Raw genomic sequence first — 22,399 nt, 5'->3', positions numbered from 1 at the left:
GCCGATGTCCGATATCCAGCTCAAGTCGGAAAAGGAGCAGGTAAGGCCAGAACGCGGCGATGGAGTCCTGTCTCCTCCCGGCGGCCGCAACAAACGTCGGTCACGCATCCGAGCCGTTCCGGTTCTGGTCACGCTCGGCACTGTCGCGCTGGCGGCTCTACTCTCTTACGCGATGTGGCGGGCTTACGTAGCCGCGCCCTGGACGCGGGACGGCACCGTGCGCGTCTATGTGGTGACGTTGGCGCCGGAGGTCGCCGGACGAATCGTTGAGTTGCCGGTTGCCGACAACCAGTTCGTGCGCAAGGGCGACCTCTTGATGGTGATCGATCCCACGAACTACGAGATCGCCGTCCGTCAAGCCGAGGCGGCCGTGGACCAAGCGAACGCGACCGCAAAGAGCGCACAAGCGCAGTCTGAGCGCCGGCGGAAGCAGACCACCCTGTCAGTTTCGGAGGAGGAGCAGCAGGTTTTCGCGAGCAATGCCCAGAGCGCCAGTGCGGCCTATCAGCTGTCCCTGGCCAATCTCGACCAGGCGCGGGCAAACCTCAAACGCACGCGCATCCTGTCCCCGGTTGATGGCTACATAACCAACTTGCTGACGCAGCTCGGCGACTACGTCAACGTCGGGGACAAGAGCATCTCCGTGGTCAAAGCGAACTCTTTCTGGGTCGATGGCTATTTCGAAGAGACCAATCTCAGCACGATCCGTGAGGGCGACCCGGCAACCATCAAGTTGATGGGTTACAATCAAATCGTTCGCGGCCACGTCGACAGCATCGCCCGCGGCATCAACGTCGCGAATGCGCAGCCGGACCCGTCGGGCCTCGCCTCGGTGAACCCGATCTTCACCTGGGTGCGCTTAGCTCAGCGCGTCCCCGTTCGCATCCACATCGATCAGGTCCCGGACGGCGTGCGCTTGTCAGCCGGCATGACGGCTACCGTGCAAATCGATCCGCAGTCCAAAGCGGACAAATGACCATAGCGATTTGTGAAATGCTGTATGGCGGGAAGCGTTATCTGGATGATGATCCAGAGGTGGCGTCGTTCGAAGGGGAGTGAGCCCTGAAGCTCAGAAATATGCCATTGCTTCAGGGCTCAACGAGCTGCTCTTATAAGGCGCGAGGGACTGCCCAGGTGGGGGATACCAGGGGCGCGAGAGCAACTATTCAGTTCGCCAAGGTACCAGCATCGACACGCGGTCCTTATAGCGGCGGTATTCGTCGCCGAAGAGATCGATCAAATCGCGCTCTTCCAACATTATGCCAACGAAGATGTATGCGGTCGTCCCAACCGCGAACACCAGGTGGCCAACAGTCATCGTCGGCGCCGCCCAGAATGCGATGATCAAGCCGAGGTAGATCGGGTGCCGCACGAACTTGTAGAACAGCGGCGTCCGGAAACTCGGTGTCTGCGTTTGATTGCCAGCGAGATTGCTGGCCACTTGATGCAGCCCGAACAGTTCGAAGTGGCTGATCAAGAACGTGCTGGTCAGAGCGAACAGCCAGCCTGCCAGCGATAAGCCTGTTACCGCTGCTGCGGTCTGCGGATTTCCAATCTGCCAGACCACTGCCGGTATTGGCTGCCATTGCCAGAGCAGCAGGGCAAGCGCCAAGCTGGCCAACAGCACATAAGTGCTGCGCTCAATCGATTTTGGCACGAATTGCGTCCACCATCGTTTGAACTGCGGGCGCGCCATCACGCTGTGTTGGATGGCAAACACTGCCAGAAGCGACATGTTGATTATCATCGCTTCGGCCAACGGCGTCACGTCACCAGAATCGATAGTCTTTGGCACTACTAGCCCGTCGACGAAGCCTATGGCGTAGAGAAAAGTGACGAAGAACACGGCATAGGCCGCGACTCCATAAATTAAAGCAATCGTCCGATTAATCAGGCCTTTCTTGCCGGCAAATGTGGACTGCTTCGCTGATCCTTGCGAAAGCGTGCCGTGAAACTGAATCATGGTTCGCTCCATTTAATTCGCATCGGTGGCAGAGCTCAGGCGGTGGAGTTTGCGTCTATCGGATCGTCGCGAATGACGACGGTGTTGACGACCGGGAAGATCTCATTTCCGGGCATGCCGACGCGCCGCGCGTGCTCGCGGATCGATTCAGGATCTCTCGCCTGGTAAATGCAGAACGATCCGAGCCGTCCGTCAGCCTCCTTGACTATATAGCTGCGGATCCAGCGGACCCGGTCGGACATCTCTTCGTTGCCGATCTTGGCCGATTTGGCGCCAGCGGCTTCGAGTTCAGCCAAGTCCGCCCATGCGCTCGGGCGGCGAATGACATAGAGATCCATGATGTTTGGTCCTATCTTGGAGGCGATCGCGACGGTCGGTTTCCTAAGCTGCATGGCAGCGGACGCGAATGACTAGGCGTCCGCGATGCTTGACGCGGCGTCGGAAATCTCGGGTCTTTTGATAGGACGTCTTGATCAGATGCTCGGGCGTCTGGCGGAGATAGAATGGCAGCTGACGCGCTATCTGATGTCTTGAAGACGGTTCGGCTTACCGGCGCGACGTTCTTTGACGTTATTGCAGCGGCTCCGTGGGTCGCCGAGTCGCCACCGCGAGAAATGATCCTGCCGAAAATCCTGCCGGGTGCCGAGCATCTGATCGCGTACCATGTGATCACCGAAGGCCGTTGCTTTGCCAATATCATCGGCGAAGAACCGATCGCGATCGAGGCCGGCGAAGTCATAGTCTTCACTAGAAGCGATCCGCATATCCTATCGAGTAGTCCGGGCATGCGCGCCGACCGCGTCGCGCCCGACGCTCTTGACGCTGCTGCCGCCGGCCAATTGCCGTTCTTCATCAACTACGGCGGCGAGGGGCCAGTCTCGGCCAAGTTCGTCTGCGGTTACCTCGCCTGCGACGCCCAACCGTTCAATCCGCTTCTCGACAACCTACCGCCGGTTATCAAGGTCAGAGGCAATCGGGGCGACGATGCAAACTGGCTTAGCCAGTTTATCCGCGTGGCGGCGCTCGAATCCGCGAACAAACGCGCCGGTGGGGAAAGCGTGTTGGCCAAGCTGAGCGAGTTGATGTTCATCGAGGTGATCCGTCGGCATCTGGAAGCGCTCCCGCCGGAGCAAGCAGGATGGCTCGCGGGTCTGCGCGACCCGTTCGTCGGCAAGACTTTGTCACTGATGCACGCAAAACCAGCATGGAACTGGACGATCGAGGAGTTGGCCAAAGACGTAGGGCTGTCACGCTCGGTGCTGGCGGAGCGCTTCGCCGACCTCGTCGGCATGCCGCCCATGTACTATCTCACAAAATGGCGCATGCAGATCGCGTCGGGACTTCTGAGCGATGGCAACACCAATATTGCAACCGTTGCAGCCGAAATCGGTTATGGGTCCGAGGCGGCCTTCAGCCGCGCGTTCAAGAAGTTGGTGGGGGTACCACCCTCTGCTTGGCGTCGCCGTCTCGACGACGACGGGTCGCGGCGAAACGTCGGGCCACTTTCCCCCGATCCTCGGAGTCAGAAACCCTAGCAGTGGGGCTGGTTCCTCGCACCGAGTGGATACGTATGCCTTGCGGTGCGGTTGCTTGCATGCCGCGCATTGGAGCGCTCTCAATTGAGCGCCACTCAATTCTTGGAAAATGCGGAAAAGCCCGGCTGAAAGCCGGGCTTCTCTATTTATGTGCTTGATGCGCCGTGGTGTCCTGCGACTACCGAAAGCGATCGCTTCTCAAAAGTTGGAAGTGAGAGACACGAAGAATGTTCTGGGCGCGCCTGGCGTCAGATTGTCGTTTCCGTCGGCGCTTACGATGTAGCCCTCGTTGAAGAGGTTGGTGGCGTTAAGCTGAACTTTCAGATGATCGTTGATGCGGTAATACAGCGCCGCGTCGACGGTCGTAAAAGCTGGAAGCTCGACGAGATTGCTTTCGGGCTGCAGCGCCGCGAAAAACTCCGAGTGATAGACGACTCCCACGCCTAGTCCCAAATCGCCCGTAAGCTGGTAACGGTTCCACAACGAGAAGGTGTCGCTCGGCAGCAACGGAAGCGGGGTTCCCGCAACGAGTACAGTTGAAGTTGCGCTCGTCAGCTCGCCCGTCTGATGGCCGTATCCCGCAGCGACCTGCCACCTGTCGGTGACGTAACCCGTAAGCGTAACTTCGACGCCCTGGACTTCCGATTTTCCTGTCTGCAGGAAAGTGCCATCCGGCTGAGCGAAACGCACGTTCGTGCGATCGACTTCATACGCCGCCGCCGTGAATGCCAGCGATTCGGAGAGATCCCACTTCAAGCCGACTTCGTAGTTCTCGTATTTTTCCGGTTCAAGCTTTTGCGTCGCCGTGGTGACGCTGCCGAACTGATCACCGGAGGCCGGCAAGTAGGTCGTGCTGTAGCTGGCGTATAGTGAAACGTCGTCGGTAGGCTTCAAGATGACTCCGGCGCGAGGCGAGTAAAAGTTGTCTTCCTGGCCGAACCGGCCTGGAGCGCCGGTCCCTGGAAACAGGTTGGTGACCTCGGTGTTAAAAGAATCGTGGCGAACCCCACCAACGATTTCCAAGTAGCGCGTTATCTCAATCTGATCCTGAACGTAGAACGACTGCACGTTGGAGCTGACGCTGTTGTGTGTGGTTGGAGTCGCGAAGGACACCGGAGGCGAGTAGATCGTCGGATCGGTAAATTTCACAAAGCAGGTGCCCGTCAGCAGGTTGTTGCCCGGACCAAAGCTTACGCACTCGCCGTTACCCCCCGAGATATCGAACTCCCCGCTATGACGGAAGTTGAACGAGTTCTGATGGCCGAACTCGGCTCCAGCCAATACGGTATGACGCATCCAACCGTCGCCGAACTTGTAGGTGAAGTCGGTTTGGTTGAAGAGGTTTTCCCGGTTGTTGATGTTGTTGTAGGCAACGATCGGCACCAAGCCAGTGTTGGGATCGAAGGGGCCTCCGGCATAGATGTTTTGATACATCCTGTCGTAATTTGCGTATTGCGTGACGTTGCGGACTTTGAGGCCGAAGTCGGTTGTGTGCTCGATCGTCGCCGATGTGCGGTCTACGACGGCGTTGACGAAACTATCGTCCGGATTGCCGAAGAAGGTGGAATACGCAGCCGGCGAAGGTCCGACGATGCCCGTTTGACCTTTCACACGTTCCGATGGAATTCCGCGATCGGCCGTCCGGTGATCCTCGTAGTGCTCGTAGTCCAAGACGACCGTCGTGCGATCCCACGGCCTGAAAGCCAGCGTGGGATTTATCCCCCAACGCTGCAAGTCGACGCCGTCGCGGTACGAGCCGCTGTCCTCGAACATCGATGTGATGCGTGCGCCGAAATCGGCCGTGATCTTGCGGTCAACGTCGATGACAGCGCGCTTATGATCGAAGCTTCCGACTTCCACAGTTGCTTCATCGTGTGTCGCGAAGTCAGCTTGCTTGGTAACGCGATTGAGGACTCCTCCGGCACCGCCGCGGCCGAAAGCCAGCGCCGCCGGACCCTTCAGCACTTCGAGCCGCTCGGTGTTGTACAGGTCGCGAAAAACCTGGGCGTCGTCGCGAACCCCGTTGACGAAGAAGTCCGCGGTCGAGGCGTTTTGACCGCGTATGGATATTTGGTCTCGATTGCCCTCGCCCTGGTGAACTTCGATGCCGGGCACGTATTTGACGACATCGCCGATGCTCTGACTGGCCTTGTCCTTGATTTCCTTGTCGGTGATGACCGAAATCGATTGCGGAATGTTGCGCAGCGGCGTGTCGGTTTTCGTTGAGCTGCTTGAACGCGTGGCTCTGTAGCCAATGTCGCCCTGCGCGTCGGGTAGAGGAATGCCGATGTCGCCGTCCGGATCAGCGTTGGCGCTAGCATTAGCGCCACCACCTTGCGCCGCTTCCGCGGGCGGCGCCTTCTTTGCCGTCGCTGCCGGCTTCGATGAATTGCTTTTGCTTTTTAGCTTTGGGGGCTTTTTTGTTCCCTTGCTCTGATCGCTGACATCGACTGTAACCGGCGGCAGCTCAACCTGCTTTGACCCGTCCTCGGCCAGTGCAGCTGAGTTAGTTAGGGCTGTAGCAAACGACGCTAGCGAAAAAAGCAGACCTGACGAAGAACGGCACATAAGCGCCGCACACGAACGCAACATTGAGTTTCCCCCCCGGAAAAAATTGATCGCGCGAAGCGACCCTTATGGGGGCATAGCGTAAGTGTACCGAAAAAGTAAACAATCAATATTCAAGTGCGGGAAGATGTCGCCGCCGTGCAGCGCTTACGTAAAACGACATCATTAACTTAGGACGGATGTCGGGTTCTTGCCTTTAGCGACGTCCATTTTGTCGTTTGACTACGGTCGCACGAAACCGCGCTCGAGCCCAGTGTCTGCGGAGCTCAGTCCGAAACGTCGAAAAAGCCCTCGGATGTCGACGGCGGGTCGGAAAGTCGGAGGCGGAACGTGTCGGTCACAGCGGCCTCGCCATTGCGAAACCAGCTTCGTGATCCGGGTCTGAGATTTTTTCACTCGTGTGGACTTCGCTTCTGCGAGTTTCGTGGCTAACGAAGGTGGGCCGCCAGATCGAACAGCTCCACCCTGTTAAGTACGAGCGCCTGCCATAGCCTCGGTACTTCACAGACGCATTTTTCGCTGGCGCTACTGGTTATTCCGTTGACCGCTTAAGTCCGCCAAGGCAGTCTGGCAGAGCTAGGTGGGTCAGGTTCTACGTATTCCGTTAGAAGCTACCTGGGAGAAGACCATGATCAAGTTGATTGGTGTCACTGCCATTGCTTTAGCCATCGGAGTGTCGGCACAAGCTATGCCACGGGCGCCTCTTCATCAGTCCGACGGCGTGACCACACAAGTCGCCTATGGATGCGGATTGGGTAGGACACGAGTTCGTGGTGTCTGCGTATCCAGAAGAACCATACGCGGCGTCCGCAGATGCGCGGTGTGGGGTGTGGGCCACGTTTGTCGTCGCTGGCGATGGTATTGAAACACGCAGGACGCGTTGAGGTCTGATTTAGCGATGCGTCCTGAAATCGGCCCGACATACTCCGTCGATGACAATGGGGCGGGGTCGGGTGCCTCGCATGCGCTCTCATTCGGAATCGGTCAGGAAATTCTTGGCGGACTGTGTGATCGTTTGAGGCATCGACTCCGCCTCGTCCTTCAAGTGCACGCCAGAGATTTGCCGGCGACGCGCTTCGTTCATCAGGAACAAGAGTTTGTGTGCGGCAACGGCGTAACTCAGGCCCTCTTTGCGTACATTCGAGATGCAATTTCGGGCTTCGTCGGTAAGGCCGCTGCGAGGGTTGAGCGTCATGTAGATGCCGAGGCTATCGGGTGAACTGAGGCCCGGGCGCTCACCGATCAAGACGACGACCATCGACGCGCCGAGGAGTTCTCCGACTTCGTCGCCCACCGCCACCCGCGCTTCCTTTACGACAACTATCGGCGCCATGCGCCAGCCGCCACTTCGAAGGGCCGGTATCGTGGCCGCGAGAAACGGCGCCGCGTTTTGTTCGATTGCGAGCGCGGAGAGGCCGTCTCCGATGACAAAGGCGACATCATACGGCTCGCTTGGCTTCGGCAAGGCCGCAACGGCTTGGCGCGAAGCCTCGTCCAGCATTCGTCCTTTGTCGGGACGTTGCAGATAGACGGGGCGGCAGTCGGCAGCGCTGTGTGTCACGACGACCTCAAGTCCTTGCGCCTGAAGCTCGGCTCGCAAGGCCTCTATGTCGAGTTCGTGATGCACGGCTTTGCGGGCGCGCGCGTGAGCCAACTGAAATTCAAGATGCGGTTTCGTCGGCAAACTCGTGCCCGAACGGCCGAGTGCAATCCGCGCCGGCGTATATTGCCGAAGCTTCGCCCACGGGTTCGAAACGACCGTCGGACTTCGATCGTTGGCCATCAGGTGACCTCAGTGAAGATGCGCCAAGGCGCGTTGAAAGGCCGGCGCCAGGGCATCGGAAAGCCCGATCTGCTCGCCGGCGGTGAAAATTCCGGACTCCTGCAGCCAATCTTCGAATTCCGGCGCAGCCTTCAGGCCGAGCACGCGACGTGCATAGAGGGCGTCGTGGAACGACGTCGTCTGGTAGTTCAACATGACGTCGTCGGAGCCGGGGATGCCCATGATGAAGTTGACGCCCGCCACCGCGAGCATCGTCAACAGCACGTCCATGTCGTTCTGGTCGGCCTCGGCATGGTTTGTGTAGCAGATATCGCATCCCATCGGGACGCCGAGTAGCTTGCCGCAGAAATGGTCTTCGAGGCCGGCGCGGATAATCTGCTTGCCGTCGTAAAGATATTCGGGGCCGATGAAGCCGACGACGGTATTCACGATTAATGGCTTGAACTGACGCGCTACCCCATAAGCTCTTGCTTCAAGGGTCTGCTGATCGACGCCGTGATGCGCGTTGGCTGAGAGTGCGCTGCCCTGACCGGTCTCAAAATACATGACGTTGTTGCCGACCGTGCCGCGCTGCAGACTTAGCCCTGCCTCGCGGCCTTCGCGCAGAGTTTCGAGAGTGATGCCGAAGCTTCTATTCGCGGCTTCGGTTCCGGCAATCGACTGGAACACAAGATCGACAGGTGCGCCACGATTGATCGCCTCGATGCTGCTCGTGACATGTGTCAACACGCAGGACTGTGTCGGGATGTTGTAGCGTGCGATGATCTCGTTCAGCATCTTGAGCAGAGTGGTGACTGCTGAGATGCTGTCGGTCGCAGGATTGATGCCGATAACCGCGTCGCCGTTACCGTACATCAGCCCGTCGACGATACTGGCGGCAATGCCGGCACTATCGTCCGTCGGGTGGTTGGGTTGCAGGCGCGTCGATAGCCGCCCCTTGAGCCCAATGGTGTTGCGAAACTTGGTCACGACACGACATTTCTGCGCGATGAGTACGAGGTCCTGGTTGCGGCTGATCTTCGACACGGCAGCGACCATCTCAGGCGTTAAACCTGATGCCAGCGCGGCGAGCGATTTCTCCTGAGCGTTATCCGACAACAGCCAGTCGCGGAGTCCGCCGACGGTCAAATGCGATACCGCGGCGAAGGCCTTTGCATCGTGCTTATCGACGATGAGGCGCGTGACCTCGTCATCCTCATAGGGAACGACGTGTTCGGTGAGGAATGACTTCAGCGGTACGTCCGCTAACGCCATCTGTGCGGCCACGCGCTCTTCGTCATCTCCGGCGGCAGTGCCCGCGAGATAGTCTCCAGATCGGGCGGGGCTGGCTTTCGCCAGCAACACCTTGAGGTTTTCAAAGATGTATCGATGAACATCGACTGTCTGCACATAGCTCATCGCGTCCACCCGCAATTTGTCAGATATGAGCTTCTTCACCCGGAGCGGCGGCTACCAGATGATGGCGGCTGTAGAATGCAAAGTAAGCAATGAAGATCGCGTAGACAATGGCAACGCCAATGAGTACGCGCGGATCGACGAGGAAGCCTGCCACGACGGCAATGCACGCCAGGATCAGCGCTACCCCCGATGTTATCATGCCGCCGGGGGTCCGGTACGGCCGCGGAAGGTTCGGTTCGCGGATCCTGAGCGCGATGTGCGACGCCATCATCATCACGTAGGAAACCGTCGCACCGAACACGGCCACGAGGATCAGCAGATCGCCCTGCCCCGTGATCGACAGCAGGAACCCGATGATGCCGGGCACGATCAACGCCACGTACGGCGTCTGGCGCTTGTTGGTCAATGAGAGCACGCGGGGCAAATAACCGGCACGCGACATTGCAAAAACCAAACGTGAGTACCCGTAGATGATCGAGAAGAAGCTCGCGATAAGTCCTGCAAGCCCGACGAAATTCACGAACCGGCTGACGAGCGTCGGTCCGCCGAAGACATTCGGGGATTCCAAAGCCTCAACGAGGGGATTGCCGGAATTCTGCAACGCGGCCGATCCGGCGCCACCTGGGCCAAATATCAGGATCAAGGCGCACGATGCCAGCAGGACCAGCATTCCGCCAATCAAACCGCGGGGCAGATCGCGTTTGGGATCCTGGGTTTCTTCCGCCGCGAGGGGAACACCCTCGATCGCCAGGAAGAACCACATCGCATAGGGGATCGCAGCCCAAATACCGAGGTATCCGAAGGGAAGAAACGGGCTGGCGCCCGCGGCGTCGGTCTGCGCAATGTCAAACAATCTGTCAGCACTGAAATACGGGATCATCGAAACGATAAAGACGACGAGTGCGATAACGGCCAGCGCCGTAATCGCAAAAATGAGTCTCAGGGCTTCGCCGGCGCCGTAAACATGAATCCCGAGAAACACCACGTAAAACCCGAGGTAGACCATCCAGCCATCGATGCCGAACAGCGATTTGCAGTAGGCGCCTATGAAGACGGCGATGGCTGCCGGCGCGATGGCGTATTCGATCAGGATCGCGATGCCGCACAGAAAGCCGCCCCATGGCCCAAAAGCGCGGCGTGCAAAGCCGTATCCTCCACCGGCCGTCGGCGCGATCGTCGCCAGCTCCGCAAGGGCGAAACACATGCATGTGTACATCGTCGCCATGAGGAGAGACGCGAGAAAGAGACCGCCCCAACCGCCCTGCTTCAGGCCGAAATTCCAACCGGCAAAATCGCCGGAGACGACGTAAGCGACACCCAGGCCGACGAGCAGGAGCCAGCCGGCCGCGCCGCGTTTCAATTGCCGGTTTTCGAAATAGTCCTTCTCGACCTTTTCGTAGCCGATGCCACCTGACGCCGTTGGTTCCATGTTGGTCTCCCTGCCTTTTGGGGACGCCGCAGGCTGATTCAAAGTTTCGACTGCGGTCGAACTTGCGGTAACTAATCGGGTTTTCTGATCTGTCTACGAATTCAAGTCGGGCAATGACGAAAATATTCTTCTCAGAGGCAACTCTGACTATCCGTTTTCGGCAGCGTCGAGCCGTGTAGTTCATTGTACGCCCGATCTAACAGCGATCGGGGCACCCGCGCTATCCGTTTTCGGCACCTGCGGCTTTGGTTTGTTGCCGGAATAAGATTCAAAATGACCAATCACCGGGCTTTCAGCTCGCCCTACAGTATGACTACAATGGCTCATCGGAGTTGGGAGCGGGTCTTTCCCCAGAAACCTCGGGGGCAGCACCCGGAACACGATGGATATTGGCCAACGCCACGTGGGGGCAGTTTATCCGGCGGGCCTGTTCGCAGCCCTCAACTTTGCACAAACGCAAGATATCGATGAACAAGCGGCATTTCTGAAGGGCTGGAACCAGATCTACGCCCAGACATCGTCCGGGCGGTTCAGGGGCTCAATTTTTGAAGTGCAGCTCGATGATATCCATCTCTTCAAGGAAGAGACGGGCAGTTCGCTGTATCAACTCGGCGCGCTTCCCAACGATCTCTATGCCATCGGTGTGCCGCTGAAGTTGTCGGGCCTTGCCACGTTTTGTGGGGCGCATTGCGACGGTCAAAGCCTGCACGTCTTCTCGGGAAGCGACGGATTCGAATTCCTAACGCCCGGCGGCTTGATCATGTCCGGCGTCGTCATTACGAGGGCCGCGCTCGCGGATGCCTTGTCGGACGATGACAAGCAGGCGGTTTTGCCGAGCCTGCGCCGGGCGCATCTGAGGCGCGTACCGCCGGATCGCCTTCGGGGCTTTCGCGACGTGCTGGCGGGGATCTTCGAGCTTTTCCGGGTATCACCGGACCTCGCGAACGACGCCAATGTCGTCAATACGTTGCGCCGTTCGCTGATCTCGAACCTCTCTTGTGCGCTGATGGACCATAGCGAAATCGACCAGCCATTCGTTGCGCCGAGCCGTAGATGGCAGATCGTACGGGATGCCCTAGAACTTAGTACTCAAGAATTCGACAAGCCGCTCACCGTCGCGGAGTTGTGCCGCGCACTCAGGGTCAGCCGGCGGACGCTACAGTATTGCTTTCAAGAAGTGCTTGGCATCGGGCCGGCCGTTTTTCTTCGCGCCGTACGTCTCAGCGGAGCCCGGCGCGCCCTGAAGACGGCTTCCTCGGTCACCCAAGCCGCTTCGCTTTGGGGCTTTCTGCATTTCGGACGCTTCGCGCATGACTATAAGTTGATGTTCGGCGAAAAGCCGTCCGATACGTTTCAGCGCTTTCACGCTGCGGCGCGCGGTTTTTGAACGACGCCGCGAGAACTGAAAATGCCTGTTCAGTGATCGGCCACGACGCAATCGCGCGTAATGCTGCCAATCGTTTGTACGCCTGCGAGCGCCATTGTGACATCGAGTTCCTTGGCGATGATGTCGATCGCCTTACTCGCGCCCGCCTCTCCCGCCGCGCAGACCCCGTAGAGATAGGCGCGGCCCAGCAGGCAGGCCCGCGCCCCGAGCGCCAGTGCCCGAAACACGTCCTGACCGGAGCGAATACCGCTGTCGAATAGGATTTCGATATCGGACCCGACGGCATCGGCGATGCGCGGCAGCATCGAGATCGCAGACGGCGCGCCGTCGAGCTGGCGGCCGCCATGATTGGAAACGACGATGGCGCTGGCGCCAGTCTTGACGGCTTGGCGCGCGTCGTTGACGTCGAGGATACCTTTCAGGATCAGTTTGCCGGGCCATTGCTCGCGCACCCAGGCGACATCATCCCAATGGAGCGTCTGATCAAACTGGCTATGTATCCACTCCATGTAGGATCGCAGATGCTCCGTGCCGGCAATGCGACCGTGCAGATTGCCGAACGTCTTACGCTTGCCGAGCAAAACTCCCGCAATCCAGGCGGGTTTCGAAAGAAGATGTGCGATCGTTCCAAGACGAACGCGCGGCGGTACGAAAAGGCCGTTACGAACATCGCGGTGGCGCTGGCCGAGAACCTGCAGGTCGACGGTCAGAACCAGGGCGCTGCACTTGGCCGCGCGGGCACGGGTGATGAGGTCGGAGACGAAGCCGCGATCTTTCATGAAGTAAAGCTGGAACCAAAAGGGCTTCTCGACAGCCGCCGCCACATCCTCGATCGAACAGATCGACATGGTGCTGAGCGTGTATGGGATGCCGGCCCGTTCAGCGGCACGCGCAGCGGCGATTTCGCCATCACGATGCGCCATTCCCGTCATGCCGATCGGCCCCAATGCGAACGGGAGCGTGATTTTTTCGCCGAGAAGCGATTGAGAAAGTTCGCGGTTCGAGGCGCCAGCCAACACGTGTTGGCGAATTTTGATTTGCGCCAGATCGTGGCGATTGGAGGCGAGCGTCGCTTCGGAATAAGAACCGGACTCGTAATAGTCCATGAAGTCGCGCGGAACCTTGCGATGCGCGATCCGGCGCAGATCATCGATGCAGGCGACGGATTTAAGCGTCACACCTTAAGTCCAGGACGACTACCGAACTTCGCTTCAGCCATCGGCTTCATGGACGGAAATCGCAACGCCCGGATGTACCGACTTCAATTGCCGGACGTCGTCGAGGGCCTCGGCCCAGACGTTGCACGGGCCTGCGAGGCGGATCTCGCCGCGCGTGCGCGATAACGGCGTCGGTCCAAATCCGATGGCGATGGCGTCACCGTCGGGCCAGAAGACGATATCGCCGGCTTTGACGACGACGCGCGCATCGGGTTCGGCAGCAGACGTCACCGGCGCGTCGAAATAGATTTCCTCGCCCCACGTTCGGGCGGCCGCCTCGATGGGCAGAGCGGCCCAGATCCTTTCGGCGGTTGGAGTGTCCAATAGTCTGGCACGAATGGCCACAGCACCGGCCCGGATCACGATCTTTCGCATGCCGCCTCAATACCGCTGAATACCCACGACAAGCGCAGCGCCGCGGCCGCGAGGGACCAATGTCTCATCGTGTGGAGCCGGGTTCAAGGGTTTCGAAGCATCGTCGCGGAAGTAAATGCTTCGAAATTGCAGGATGGGGCCTAAAATCGTCGTTCTGGCCCGCGATGCCAACTTCATCAGAAGGTGCGACATGATCGCCGTACCGAAAACGCGACGAGATGCTCGCGAGGAGGCGTTGCCTTCAAAGGTCGACGGGCAACGATGTCAGGCTGGCGCAGGCCCGAAGATGAGCACGGCATTCAAGCCGCCAAACGCGAACGAGTTCGACATCGTGTAGGAGATGTTCTTGGCGCGTCCGACATTCGGTATGTAGTCGAGATCGCAGCCCTCGCCCGGTTCATCGAGCCCGATCGTCGGCGGCAACCAGCTCTCGTGCATGGCTTTGATACAGGCAACGGCTTCGATGCCGCCGCCGGCGCCAAGAGGGTGGCCGTGCATTGATTTCGTCGAGGAGATCGGAAGCTTGTAGGCGTGGTCCTTGAAGACGTTCTTGATCGCCTTGGTCTCGTTGATATCGTTGTCCGCGGTCGCCGTGCCGTGGGCATTGAGGTAGTCGATCTGTTCCGGTGCAAGGCCGGCCTCGTCGAGCGCCATCTGCATTGCGACGCTCGGGCCCTCGATCGTCGGCTTGACCATATCCTGACTGTCGGACGCCATGCCGTAGCCGCAGAGCTCGGCCAGTATCGTTGCGCCGCGTGCCTGCGCGTGCTCGAGGCTCTCGAGCACCAGGATGCCGGCGCCTTCGCCGAGTACCGTGCCGTTGCGCTTCTTTGCGAACGGGAAGCAGCCTTCCGGCGACAGCACGTGCAGCGCCTGCCAGGCTTTCATCGTTCCATACGTAATGACGGACTCGGAAGCGCCGGCAATCGCGACATCGACAATGCCGTCGCGGATATAATCACGAGAAATGCCGATGGCGTGGGTCGCTGTCGAACACGCCGAACAGGTGGCGAACGTCGGACCTTTGATACCGAACTCGATGCCGACGTGAGCCGCCGCCGACGAGCCGATGATGCGCAGCAGCGTCAGCGGGTGCGTGGCGCGCTTTTGGAGGATGAAGAGATCGCGGTAGGCCGTTTCAAATGTGACGAGACCGCCGGCTCCGGAACCGATGATGCAGGCCGACCGGTAAGGGTCCTCGAGCGGCATCTCGAGGCCGGCCATGCGAACTGCTTCGTCGGCTGCAGCAGCTGCAAACCATGAGTACCGGTCAGCGAGGGTAATGATGCGATCGCGCTTGAAATGCTTGAGGCGCTGTTTCGGATCGAAATCCTTGACCTGCGCCGCAATAAGAATCTTCAGGTCGTCGAGCGGAAAGCCGCCGAGCGGGCTGACGCCGGACTTCCCGGTTTTCAATCCGCCCCAGAATTCGTCGACATTCGTTCCAATCGGGGTCACGACTCCGAGGCCAGTGACGACGACACGGCGTCCTGGCTTACTCTTCGACATCAGCAACGATCTTTCTTGTCTCGTGAGAGCACGGCAAACCTTTGATGGCGCCGACGTTCACTTCAACTATTCTTGGATGGTCCGATGCGCCGGCTCAAGCCTTGGCGGCGGACGCCTGTTTGGCAGCAATCAGTGACTTCACCCGATCGACAACCGAGCCGACCGTCTTGAAAGCTTCGACTTCTTCGTTGGCGTTGTAAGGGATCTCGATCCCGAAGCCATCTTCGATGTCGAACACGATCATCGCAAGATCAAGTGACTCGATCTTGAGATCAGTCAGAGCCGTATCGAGCGCTATGTCGTCGCGCGGCTCCTTCATATGCTTCTTAAGGATATCAACAACCTTAGTCGCGACTTCGTCCATTGGCCTCTCCCACCCTCGCGGAACATCGCGATGGGCCAGTTTTTCTTGGCTTCTACCTAGATCAAGACAACTTTATCAGCAAGCGGGGGGGTCACTTATCCTTAAACGAACAGCAAGTCCAGGTGCGGACCGTCGCGGACGGAGCGTCGAGCTCGGCGACATCGATGAAGCGGGACCCTCAGTCCGCTACGGAGGCCGATCAAATGCTAGCCATCTGCGGCGAAAAGTTGTTCAATCTGACGTGTAATGCGTCCCCTGGAGACCGGCCCCGTGAGTTGCAGACGCTTCGCTGGGCCCAAAGTGATCGAGCCGGCCAGCCATGACGCCCGAAGCCGTACTATCGCCTGCGTCAACTTCGCTGCCCTGGGCTGCCGCTTATCCTGCATCGGTCGATTGGCATATGCCGATCCCGACAGGCCCGGTCCCGGACCTTCTGGACAGAGCAGCTCGGCAATTTCCCGATAATCCGGCGATCAGTTTTTTCGGCCGCGTCACGCGCTATGCCGACCTCGCTGCTGAGGTGGATCGGGTCGCGGCTGGCCTGCAGAAGATTGGCGTAAAACGTGGGAGCAAAATTGGCATTTTCCTGCCGAACACACCGACATTCATCGTTTATTACTTCGCAATACTCAAGGCTGGCGGCACCGTCGTCAATTTTAACCCGCTATATACTTTGGAGGAGCTGGCCTTTCAGGCGAGAGATAGCGAGACCGAGATCATGGTCACGCATGATCTCGCGGCGCTCTTTTCCAAGATCGAAGATCTGATGGACCGCGGCGTCATCGCCCGCGCCATCGTTGTGCCCTTCGCGCCGTTGCTGCCGCCTGTCAAGTCGGTCCTGTTCCGCGTTTTCAAGAGGCGCGACATTGCCCCCGTATCATCGTCACGCGTCGCGCAGAAAATCATCAGCGGCGCGGCGCTAGCGGCGACCGCCGAGCGGATGAAGCCTGTCGCGATCGATCCAGCCGAGGACGTTGCCGTCCTGCAGTACACCGGCGGGACTACTGGCACGCCGAAGGGCGCGATGCTGACGCACGCGAACCTGACCGCCAACACGGCGCAGATCAGGGCGTGGGCGGTCGACCTGGAGCCCGGCAAGGAAACGATTTTGGGTGCCCTGCCGCTCTTTCACGTCTTCGCCTTGACGGTGGTGATGAACATCGGCGTCGACATGGCGTCAAAAATCATTCTGATGCCGCGTTTCCAACTTCTCGAGGCGCTGAAATTGATTCACCGCGAGAGGCCGACAATGATGCCGGCCGTGCCGACGATTTTCACCGCCATGCTGAACTGTCCAAATATCAAATCCTACGATCTTTCCTCACTGCGCTTTTGCATCTCTGGCGGTGCGCCGCTGCCGGTGGAAATCAAGCTGAAGTTCGAAACCGTGTCCGGCTCGAAGGTCGTCGAGGGCTACGGCCTGTCGGAAGCCTCGCCCGTCCTGACGTGCAATCCGATTACCGGCGAGCCGGTTCCGGGCTCCATCGGGCCGCCGGTTCCTGGCACGATCATTTCGCTTCGCGATATCGACGATCCGACGCGGGAAGTTCCGCAGGGCGAGCGCGGCGAACTTTGCGCCAAAGGTCCGCAGATCATGAAGGGCTATTGGAAAAAACCGGCAGAGACCGAGAAGCAATTCGTTGGCGACTTCCTGCGCACCGGCGATGTCGCGATCATGGATGAACGCGGCTTCTTCTCGATCGTCGACCGCATCAAGGACCTGATCATCTGCTCGGGCTACAACGTCTATCCGCGCCGCATTGAAGAAGCGATCTATGAGCATCCCGCCGTCGAGGAAGTAACCGTCATTGGAATTCCCGACGCCTATCGCGGTGAAGCGCCGAAGGCCTTTATCAAGCTGAAGACCGGCATGACGGCGACGGCAGCCGGGATCTTGAAGCATCTCGAGTTAAAGATTTCGAAGATCGAATTGCCGGCCGAAATCGAGTTTCGCGACAGCTTGCCGAAGACGTTGATCGGCAAGTTGTCGAAAAAGGAACTCGCGGCTGAAGAGGCCAAGCGCGGCAAGCGCGCAAAGACCTGAAGGCGAGGATGCAGCTTCGATCACCGATAGAGATCGGCGCGCGTCGGCGGCAGCACCGGCGTTCGCTTTGCGGATTTTGACGCCAAAGTCTGAAACAGTCTGAGCGTTCCGCGTGAGAAGGCGAGACTAACGCCCGCGAGATAAGCGACCCAGATGCGATATTTTTCTTCGCCGACGTGACGGATCGCTTCGTCCTTGTTGGCGGTCAGCCGTTCGCACCAGAGCTGGCAGGTGCGAGCGTAATGCAGGCGCCAGCCTTCGACGTCTTGCACTTCGAAACCGGCGCGCTCCATCGCCGCAATGGAGTGCCCGATATCGTCGAGTTCGCCGCCCGGAAAGATGTACTTGGCGATAGCCTTCTTCTCGGGCCGCATCGGGCGCTTGAGCCATGTCTGATGCTTCGAGGCGCGCCTCGAGATGGCGTGATTGAGGAACAAGCCATCGTCGCTTAGCAGCGAGCGTACCTTACTCATGTAAATCGGAATGTTCTTGATGCCGATGTGCTCGTACATGCCGATCGAGGCGATCTTGTCGTACGTGCCCGTCACCTTCGAATAGTCGGCAAGCGCAAACGTCACGCGGTCGTCGAGCCCGAGACGTTTAGCCTTGTCCTGCGCGAATGAAAGTTGCTCTTGCGACAGCGTGATGCCGTGTGCCGTCACGCCGTAGTTCTTGGCCGCATGGCAGAGAAGCCCGCCCCATCCCGCGCCGATGTCGAGCATACGATCGCCCGGCTTCAGGCGGAGTTTGCGGCAGATCATTTCGAGTTTGTCGCGTTGTGCCTGCTCGACGCCGTTCGACCAATCCGTGTAGTAGGCGCATGAGTAGACCATCTCGGGATCGAGAAAGAGCGCGTAGAATTCGTTCGACAGATCGTAGTGAAATTGGATGTAGGCCTTGTTGTCTTCTACCTTGCGATGTTCACCCGTAATGTCGCCGCGAAATCCGTACGCATCGCGCGTCTCATGCTTTTTCTGGAAGAGAAACGGCGTGAGTTTCAGCCCGATGGTCGCGATGTCGCGCGGCTTGAGTTTTAAAGACGTCTTGCCCTTTTGAAGTCCGCTGCCGAAGTCGACGAGCGTGCCGCCCGAAAAATCGATGCCCTTTTCGACGTATTGACGGATGATCGTATCGAGCCGCGGGCTTCGAAGGATAGCGCCGATCACGCCCGGATCGCTGATGGCGATTTCGAAATTCGATGTTGGGGCCTTGCCGAGCGGCAGCCGCGTGCCGTCCCAAAGCCGGGCCCATGCGTTGAGATCGAGCCGATCGGCGAGATCGCGAATGAGCGACCGCGCTGCCTCGAGTTGCTTATCGTCTCTCGCGCCCATGCGTCTTTCCCCGGCTGGCTTTGACCGCAAGGTGCATAGCGCATCCGATCGCCGCCGTCTCGGGTAGAGGGCTCGGGTGGCGCAGGTCTGGGTCGAGGTAACTCAGGCCGCAGCGCGGACGTCGATCGACTTCGGTGCCTCCATAATGGCGGCGACGCCCATGCCCCCGGCGGTGCAGACCGAGATCAGGCCACGGCCGCCGTTGACCGAGAGAAGCTTTGCCATCTTCGCGACGATGCGCGCACCCGTCGCAGCAAAGGGGTGTCCAAAGGCGAGGGAAGATCCCTTGACGTTGAGTTTTGCCCGGTCGATCGAACCGAGGGGAGCATCCTTCCCCAAGGTCTTCTTGCAGTAATCGGCATCTTCCCAGGCTTTGAGCGTGCACAGCACTTGCGCTGCAAACGCCTCGTGGATTTCATAGAAATCGAAATCCTGCAGCGTCAGGCCGGCGCGATCGAGCATCTTCGATACGGCAATCGTCGGCGCCATCAGCAAGCCGTCGCCGCCGACGAAGTTATTGCCGATGTGCTGGCCGTGCGTGAGATAAGCGAGCACCGGAAGATTGTGTTTCGCGGCCCAATCTTCAGAAGCGATCAGCGCGGTGGCGGCGCCGTCGGTCAGTGGCGTCGAATTGCCCGCTGTCAGCGTGCCGCGTTCGGATTTCTCGAACGCGGGTTTTAGCGTCGCAAGCTTTTCCAGCGTGATGTCGGCGCGCAAATTATTGTCGCGAAAGACGCCCGCGCACGGCACGATCAAATCGTCCATGTAGCCTGAATCATAAGCGGCGGCCGCCTTCTTGTGGCTCTCATACGCGAACTTGTCCTGCTCGGCGCGCGGAATTTTCCATTCCTGCGCCATCAGCTCGCAATGTTGACCCATTGTAAGACCAGTGCGCGGCTCGGCAACGCTTGGCGGTTGCGGCGCCAGTTCAGCGGGCGAAAGTCCCTTGAACACCTTGAGCTTGTCGAGCGCCCCTTTTTGCTGGCCCAGCTCGACGAGACGCTTTGAAAATTTCTTCGTGAACACGATCGGTGCGTCGGAGGTAGTGTCGGAGCCGAGGGAGATCGCACTTTCGATCTCGCCGCTCGCGATCTTGCCCGCCGACATCAGCGCCGCTTGCAGGGATGTGCCACAGGCTTGGATCAGCGTGACGCCGGGCGTCGAGGGCGCGAGCTGTGATGACAGAACGGCTTCGCGCGCCAGATTGAAATCCTTCGAATGGGTCACGACGGCGCCGCCGACGACCTCATCGATGTGCTCTCCCTTGAGGCCGAAGCGATCGACGAGACCATTCAACGCCGCCGTCGCCATGTCGAGGTTCGAAAGGTCCGCATAGAACGTGTTCGAGCGGCAGAATGGGATGCGCATACCGCCAAGCACCGCAACGCGCCGAAGTTCTCGTGTCATCTCGATCTCCGATGTCCTCTTCCCGTAAAAAGCGGGGAGAAGGAATTAGAATTACTCGGCTGCGTTGCGCTGCTCGGCGGCAGCACTCGGGTGCGTCTTCTTGTAATGCAACGGGCCGCCACGGAACGGCGCGAATCCGGTCCCGAAAATCATGCCGGCATCGACGAGATCGGCGGACTCGACGACGCCCTCATCGAGCGCACTCTGCGCTTCCGCGATCATCGGCTCGATGAGTTCACGCCCGAGCTGTTCGAGGCTCGCTTTCGAGAACTGAGCGCCCGACTTGACCGGCTTTCCGTCTTTCCAGACATAAAACCCTTCACCCGTTTTCTTGCCGAGACGGCCGGAAGCGACCAGTCTCTCAAGACGCGATCCTTCGCTCGACTGGCCGAGAATTTTCGAAACGTGCGCGCAAACGTCGAGGCCGACATTATCGGCAAGCTCGATCGGCCCCATCGGCATTCCAAAGGCGCGGACGGCCTCGTCGATCTTTTCTTTGTCCTCGCCCTGCTCCAGCTTCTGCATGGCGGCGAACATGTAGGGTGTCAGCACCTTATTGACGAGGAAGCCCGGCACGTCCTTCGTGATCAGCGGGAATTTGCCGATCGCCGTCACGAACGCGGCGCCCTTCCTCACTTCTTCGTCGCGTGTCGTTGTTCCTCGCACAACCTCGACAAGCGGCATCTGCGGCACCGGCGAAAAGAAATGCAGGCCAATGAGGCGGCCCGGGTCGCGCATCGGCGCGGAGATATCTTCAAGCTTCAGCGACGAGGTATTCGTTGCCAGAACGGCGCCCGGCTTGACCTTGTTTTCGATATCGGAAAAGAGCTTCTGCTTGATATCGAGTCTCTCCACGATGGCCTCGATAATGACGTCGGCGCGGCCGATGCCCTTACCTTCGGGGTCGGCGATCAGGCGGGCCTTGGCAGCATCCTTGGTCGCCTTGGTCTTGAACTTACGCGCGAAGAGCTTCGTCTGAGATTTGATGGCTTTCTCAAGCTGATCCGGTGAAATATCCTGCAGCGTCACTTCCATTCCAGACGCAACGCAAACGCCGGCGATGTCAGCGCCCATCGTGCCGGCACCGATGACGTGAACGCGGCCCGGCCGCCATTTCATGCCCTTCGGTGCCTGGTTCTTCAAAAGCTCCGTCAGGTGAAAGACGCGGCGGAGATTTCGCGACGTGTCTGAGACCATCAGCGGCGCAAAGGCCTTCGTCTCGGCAGTCTTCATGGCATTGAGGTCGCCGCCATGTTCTTCGAAGAGATCGATCAGGCGGAAGGGTGCGGGATAGTGGTCTTCGCGAACCTTCTTCGCCGTCTCCTGGCGTATCTTAGCAGCCAGCAGACCGCGCACCGGCCATTTCGTCAGCAGCATTTTGACGGCGCCTGCTCCGGCTGAGCGGCGCTTCTGCAATACAGCCTTGCGCGCCGCCCAGTGAAGTTCGCCAGGGCTTGCGACGAGCTGGTCGATGAAACCCAAGCCTTTGGCGGCCGAGGCGCGGATCATGCCGCCGGTCAGCATCGCCTGCATGGCCGCCATCGGGCCAACTTGACGGATCGAGCGCACGGTGCCGTTGAAGCCGGGGAAAATTCCCAGCTTCACCTCGGGAAATCCGATGCGCGTCGACTCGTCCCGCGTCGCAATCCGGTAGTGGCAGGCGAGGATCAGTTCCAGGCCGCCGCCGACGCAGACACCGTGGATCGCCGCCACGACGGGCACAGGCAGCTTCTCGATCCGCTCGAGCAACGCATTGACCGGCTTCAGGCTGTCGATCACCTGTTGCTCGGTTTCGAAGCTTTCGAATTCGCGGATATCGGCGCCGACGATGAAGCCGCGCTCCTTGCCCGACATGATGACGAGGCCGCGCACATTGTTGGCGTGAACTTCGGCTTCGACCCGCTCGATGATCGCGTTCAGCTCTTCGATCGGGCGGCGGCCGAGTGCGTTGGCACTCTCCCCTTCCCTGTCGAAGATCGCCCACGCGATGCCTTCGCCGTCGATCGAAAAGCGCCAGTCCTTCAATTGAGCTGTCACTTCAGTCATTACTTACCTCAAACAATTTGCCGGACATCCCGCCGCCGAAGTC

General features: G+C 59.3%; 17 protein-coding genes. 4 read left to right on the top strand and 13 right to left on the bottom strand.

All coding sequences use genetic code 11. The features are described from left to right. Positions 1 to 4 precede the first annotated feature (4 nt). Positions 5 to 976 carry an HlyD family secretion protein gene (locus VN623_RS00850; protein ID WP_325567127.1) on the top strand — a complete coding sequence of 324 codons (972 nt, stop codon included), beginning with the start codon at positions 5 to 7 and terminating at the stop codon, positions 974 to 976. A 186-nt stretch (positions 977 to 1,162) separates the two neighbouring features. Here VN623_RS00850 and mddA read toward each other — a convergent pair whose 3' ends face one another. Next, positions 1,163 to 1,891, bottom strand: a complete 729-nt coding sequence (gene mddA / locus VN623_RS00845) for a methanethiol S-methyltransferase (RefSeq protein ID WP_414653138.1) — start codon at positions 1,889 to 1,891, stop codon at positions 1,163 to 1,165. A 107-nt stretch (positions 1,892 to 1,998) separates the two neighbouring features. Beyond that, positions 1,999 to 2,355: a DUF4242 domain-containing protein gene (locus tag VN623_RS00840; protein ID WP_325567123.1), complete on the bottom strand. Its 357-nt coding sequence runs from the start codon at positions 2,353 to 2,355 to the stop codon at positions 1,999 to 2,001. A gap of 111 nt (positions 2,356 to 2,466) precedes the next feature. Here VN623_RS00840 and VN623_RS00835 point away from each other — a divergent pair, with 111 nt between their 5' ends. Then, positions 2,467 to 3,498 (top strand): AraC family transcriptional regulator, encoded by a 1,032-nt coding sequence (locus VN623_RS00835; protein WP_325567121.1) that lies wholly within the window; start codon positions 2,467 to 2,469, stop codon positions 3,496 to 3,498. Positions 3,499 to 3,696: 198 nt separating this feature from the next. Here VN623_RS00835 and VN623_RS00830 read toward each other — a convergent pair whose 3' ends face one another. From VN623_RS00830 to eat, 4 genes are all read right to left on the bottom strand, one after another. Continuing rightward, a complete protein-coding gene (locus tag VN623_RS00830; protein WP_325567120.1) occupies positions 3,697 to 6,090 on the bottom strand; it encodes a TonB-dependent receptor in 2,394 nt (797 codons plus the stop codon). A gap of 946 nt (positions 6,091 to 7,036) precedes the next feature. Beyond that, positions 7,037 to 7,849: an ethanolamine ammonia-lyase subunit EutC gene (gene eutC / locus VN623_RS00825; protein ID WP_325567119.1), complete on the bottom strand. Its 813-nt coding sequence runs from the start codon at positions 7,847 to 7,849 to the stop codon at positions 7,037 to 7,039. Between the two features lie 9 nt (positions 7,850 to 7,858). Beyond that, positions 7,859 to 9,247 (bottom strand): ethanolamine ammonia-lyase subunit EutB, encoded by a 1,389-nt coding sequence (locus VN623_RS00820; RefSeq protein ID WP_325567118.1) that lies wholly within the window; start codon positions 9,245 to 9,247, stop codon positions 7,859 to 7,861. 19 nt (positions 9,248 to 9,266) lie between these two features. Continuing rightward, positions 9,267 to 10,676, bottom strand: coding sequence for an ethanolamine permease (eat, locus tag VN623_RS00815; RefSeq protein ID WP_325567117.1), 1,410 nt, complete (start codon positions 10,674 to 10,676; stop codon positions 9,267 to 9,269). Positions 10,677 to 11,079: 403 nt separating this feature from the next. On the opposite strand from eat, the gene VN623_RS00810 reads away from it, so the two are divergent. Next, positions 11,080 to 12,063 carry a helix-turn-helix domain-containing protein gene (locus VN623_RS00810; protein ID WP_325567115.1) on the top strand — a complete coding sequence of 328 codons (984 nt, stop codon included), beginning with the start codon at positions 11,080 to 11,082 and terminating at the stop codon, positions 12,061 to 12,063. A 29-nt stretch (positions 12,064 to 12,092) separates the two neighbouring features. Here the strand turns inward: VN623_RS00810 and VN623_RS00805 are convergent, their stop codons facing one another. The 4 genes from VN623_RS00805 to VN623_RS00790 form a co-directional block, all read right to left on the bottom strand. After that, on the bottom strand, positions 12,093 to 13,241 hold the full coding sequence (locus VN623_RS00805; protein ID WP_325567113.1) for an alpha-hydroxy acid oxidase: 1,149 nt from the start codon (positions 13,239 to 13,241) through the stop codon (positions 12,093 to 12,095). A 33-nt stretch (positions 13,242 to 13,274) separates the two neighbouring features. Further along, on the bottom strand, positions 13,275 to 13,655 hold the full coding sequence (locus tag VN623_RS00800) for a cyclophilin-like fold protein (protein WP_325567111.1): 381 nt from the start codon (positions 13,653 to 13,655) through the stop codon (positions 13,275 to 13,277). A 264-nt stretch (positions 13,656 to 13,919) separates the two neighbouring features. Next, a complete protein-coding gene (locus VN623_RS00795) occupies positions 13,920 to 15,164 on the bottom strand; it encodes a beta-ketoacyl-[acyl-carrier-protein] synthase family protein (protein WP_325567110.1) in 1,245 nt (414 codons plus the stop codon). A 94-nt stretch (positions 15,165 to 15,258) separates the two neighbouring features. After that, a complete protein-coding gene (locus VN623_RS00790) occupies positions 15,259 to 15,528 on the bottom strand; it encodes an acyl carrier protein (protein ID WP_325567108.1) in 270 nt (89 codons plus the stop codon). Positions 15,529 to 15,847: 319 nt separating this feature from the next. On the opposite strand from VN623_RS00790, the gene VN623_RS00785 reads away from it, so the two are divergent. Beyond that, the gene (locus tag VN623_RS00785) at positions 15,848 to 17,572 is read left to right on the top strand and encodes a long-chain fatty acid--CoA ligase (protein ID WP_325567106.1); all 1,725 of its coding nucleotides are present in this window, start codon (positions 15,848 to 15,850) and stop codon (positions 17,570 to 17,572) included. 20 nt (positions 17,573 to 17,592) lie between these two features. On the opposite strand, the gene VN623_RS00780 is transcribed toward VN623_RS00785, so the two are convergent. From VN623_RS00780 to VN623_RS00770, 3 genes are all read right to left on the bottom strand, one after another. Continuing rightward, positions 17,593 to 18,903 (bottom strand): cyclopropane-fatty-acyl-phospholipid synthase family protein, encoded by a 1,311-nt coding sequence (locus VN623_RS00780; RefSeq protein WP_325567104.1) that lies wholly within the window; start codon positions 18,901 to 18,903, stop codon positions 17,593 to 17,595. A gap of 102 nt (positions 18,904 to 19,005) precedes the next feature. Beyond that, positions 19,006 to 20,310, bottom strand: coding sequence for an acetyl-CoA C-acetyltransferase (locus VN623_RS00775; RefSeq protein ID WP_325567102.1), 1,305 nt, complete (start codon positions 20,308 to 20,310; stop codon positions 19,006 to 19,008). A gap of 51 nt (positions 20,311 to 20,361) precedes the next feature. After that, on the bottom strand, positions 20,362 to 22,356 hold the full coding sequence (locus VN623_RS00770) for a 3-hydroxyacyl-CoA dehydrogenase NAD-binding domain-containing protein (protein ID WP_325567100.1): 1,995 nt from the start codon (positions 22,354 to 22,356) through the stop codon (positions 20,362 to 20,364). Between the last annotated feature and the right edge of the window lie 43 nt (positions 22,357 to 22,399).

The organism is Hyphomicrobium sp. (assembly GCF_035572195.1).
GTDB lineage: Bacteria > Pseudomonadota > Alphaproteobacteria > Rhizobiales > Hyphomicrobiaceae > Hyphomicrobium_B.
The sequence above is the reverse complement of the archived record's forward strand: the minus strand, read 5'-3'. Positions and strand labels throughout refer to the sequence as shown.

Bases quoted from the DNA above. Each gene is read 5' to 3' on its own strand.
- eat (WP_325567117.1), bottom strand. From the start codon at position 10,676: ATGGAACCAACGGCGTCAGGTGGCATCGGCTACGAAAAGGTCGAGAAG.
- VN623_RS00785 (WP_325567106.1), top strand. From the start codon at position 15,848: ATGACGCCCGAAGCCGTACTATCGCCTGCGTCAACTTCGCTGCCCTGG.
- VN623_RS00780 (WP_325567104.1), bottom strand. From the start codon at position 18,903: ATGGGCGCGAGAGACGATAAGCAACTCGAGGCAGCGCGGTCGCTCATT.
- VN623_RS00820 (WP_325567118.1), bottom strand. From the start codon at position 9,247: ATGAGCTATGTGCAGACAGTCGATGTTCATCGATACATCTTTGAAAAC.
- eutC (WP_325567119.1), bottom strand. From the start codon at position 7,849: ATGGCCAACGATCGAAGTCCGACGGTCGTTTCGAACCCGTGGGCGAAG.
- VN623_RS00835 (WP_325567121.1), top strand. From the start codon at position 2,467: ATGGCAGCTGACGCGCTATCTGATGTCTTGAAGACGGTTCGGCTTACC.
- VN623_RS00790 (WP_325567108.1), bottom strand. From the start codon at position 15,528: ATGGACGAAGTCGCGACTAAGGTTGTTGATATCCTTAAGAAGCATATG.
- VN623_RS00830 (WP_325567120.1), bottom strand. From the start codon at position 6,090: ATGTTGCGTTCGTGTGCGGCGCTTATGTGCCGTTCTTCGTCAGGTCTG.
- VN623_RS00775 (WP_325567102.1), bottom strand. From the start codon at position 20,310: ATGACACGAGAACTTCGGCGCGTTGCGGTGCTTGGCGGTATGCGCATC.
- VN623_RS00850 (WP_325567127.1), top strand. From the start codon at position 5: ATGTCCGATATCCAGCTCAAGTCGGAAAAGGAGCAGGTAAGGCCAGAA.
- VN623_RS00800 (WP_325567111.1), bottom strand. From the start codon at position 13,655: ATGCGAAAGATCGTGATCCGGGCCGGTGCTGTGGCCATTCGTGCCAGA.
- VN623_RS00795 (WP_325567110.1), bottom strand. From the start codon at position 15,164: ATGTCGAAGAGTAAGCCAGGACGCCGTGTCGTCGTCACTGGCCTCGGA.
- VN623_RS00840 (WP_325567123.1), bottom strand. From the start codon at position 2,355: ATGCAGCTTAGGAAACCGACCGTCGCGATCGCCTCCAAGATAGGACCA.
- VN623_RS00770 (WP_325567100.1), bottom strand. From the start codon at position 22,356: ATGACTGAAGTGACAGCTCAATTGAAGGACTGGCGCTTTTCGATCGAC.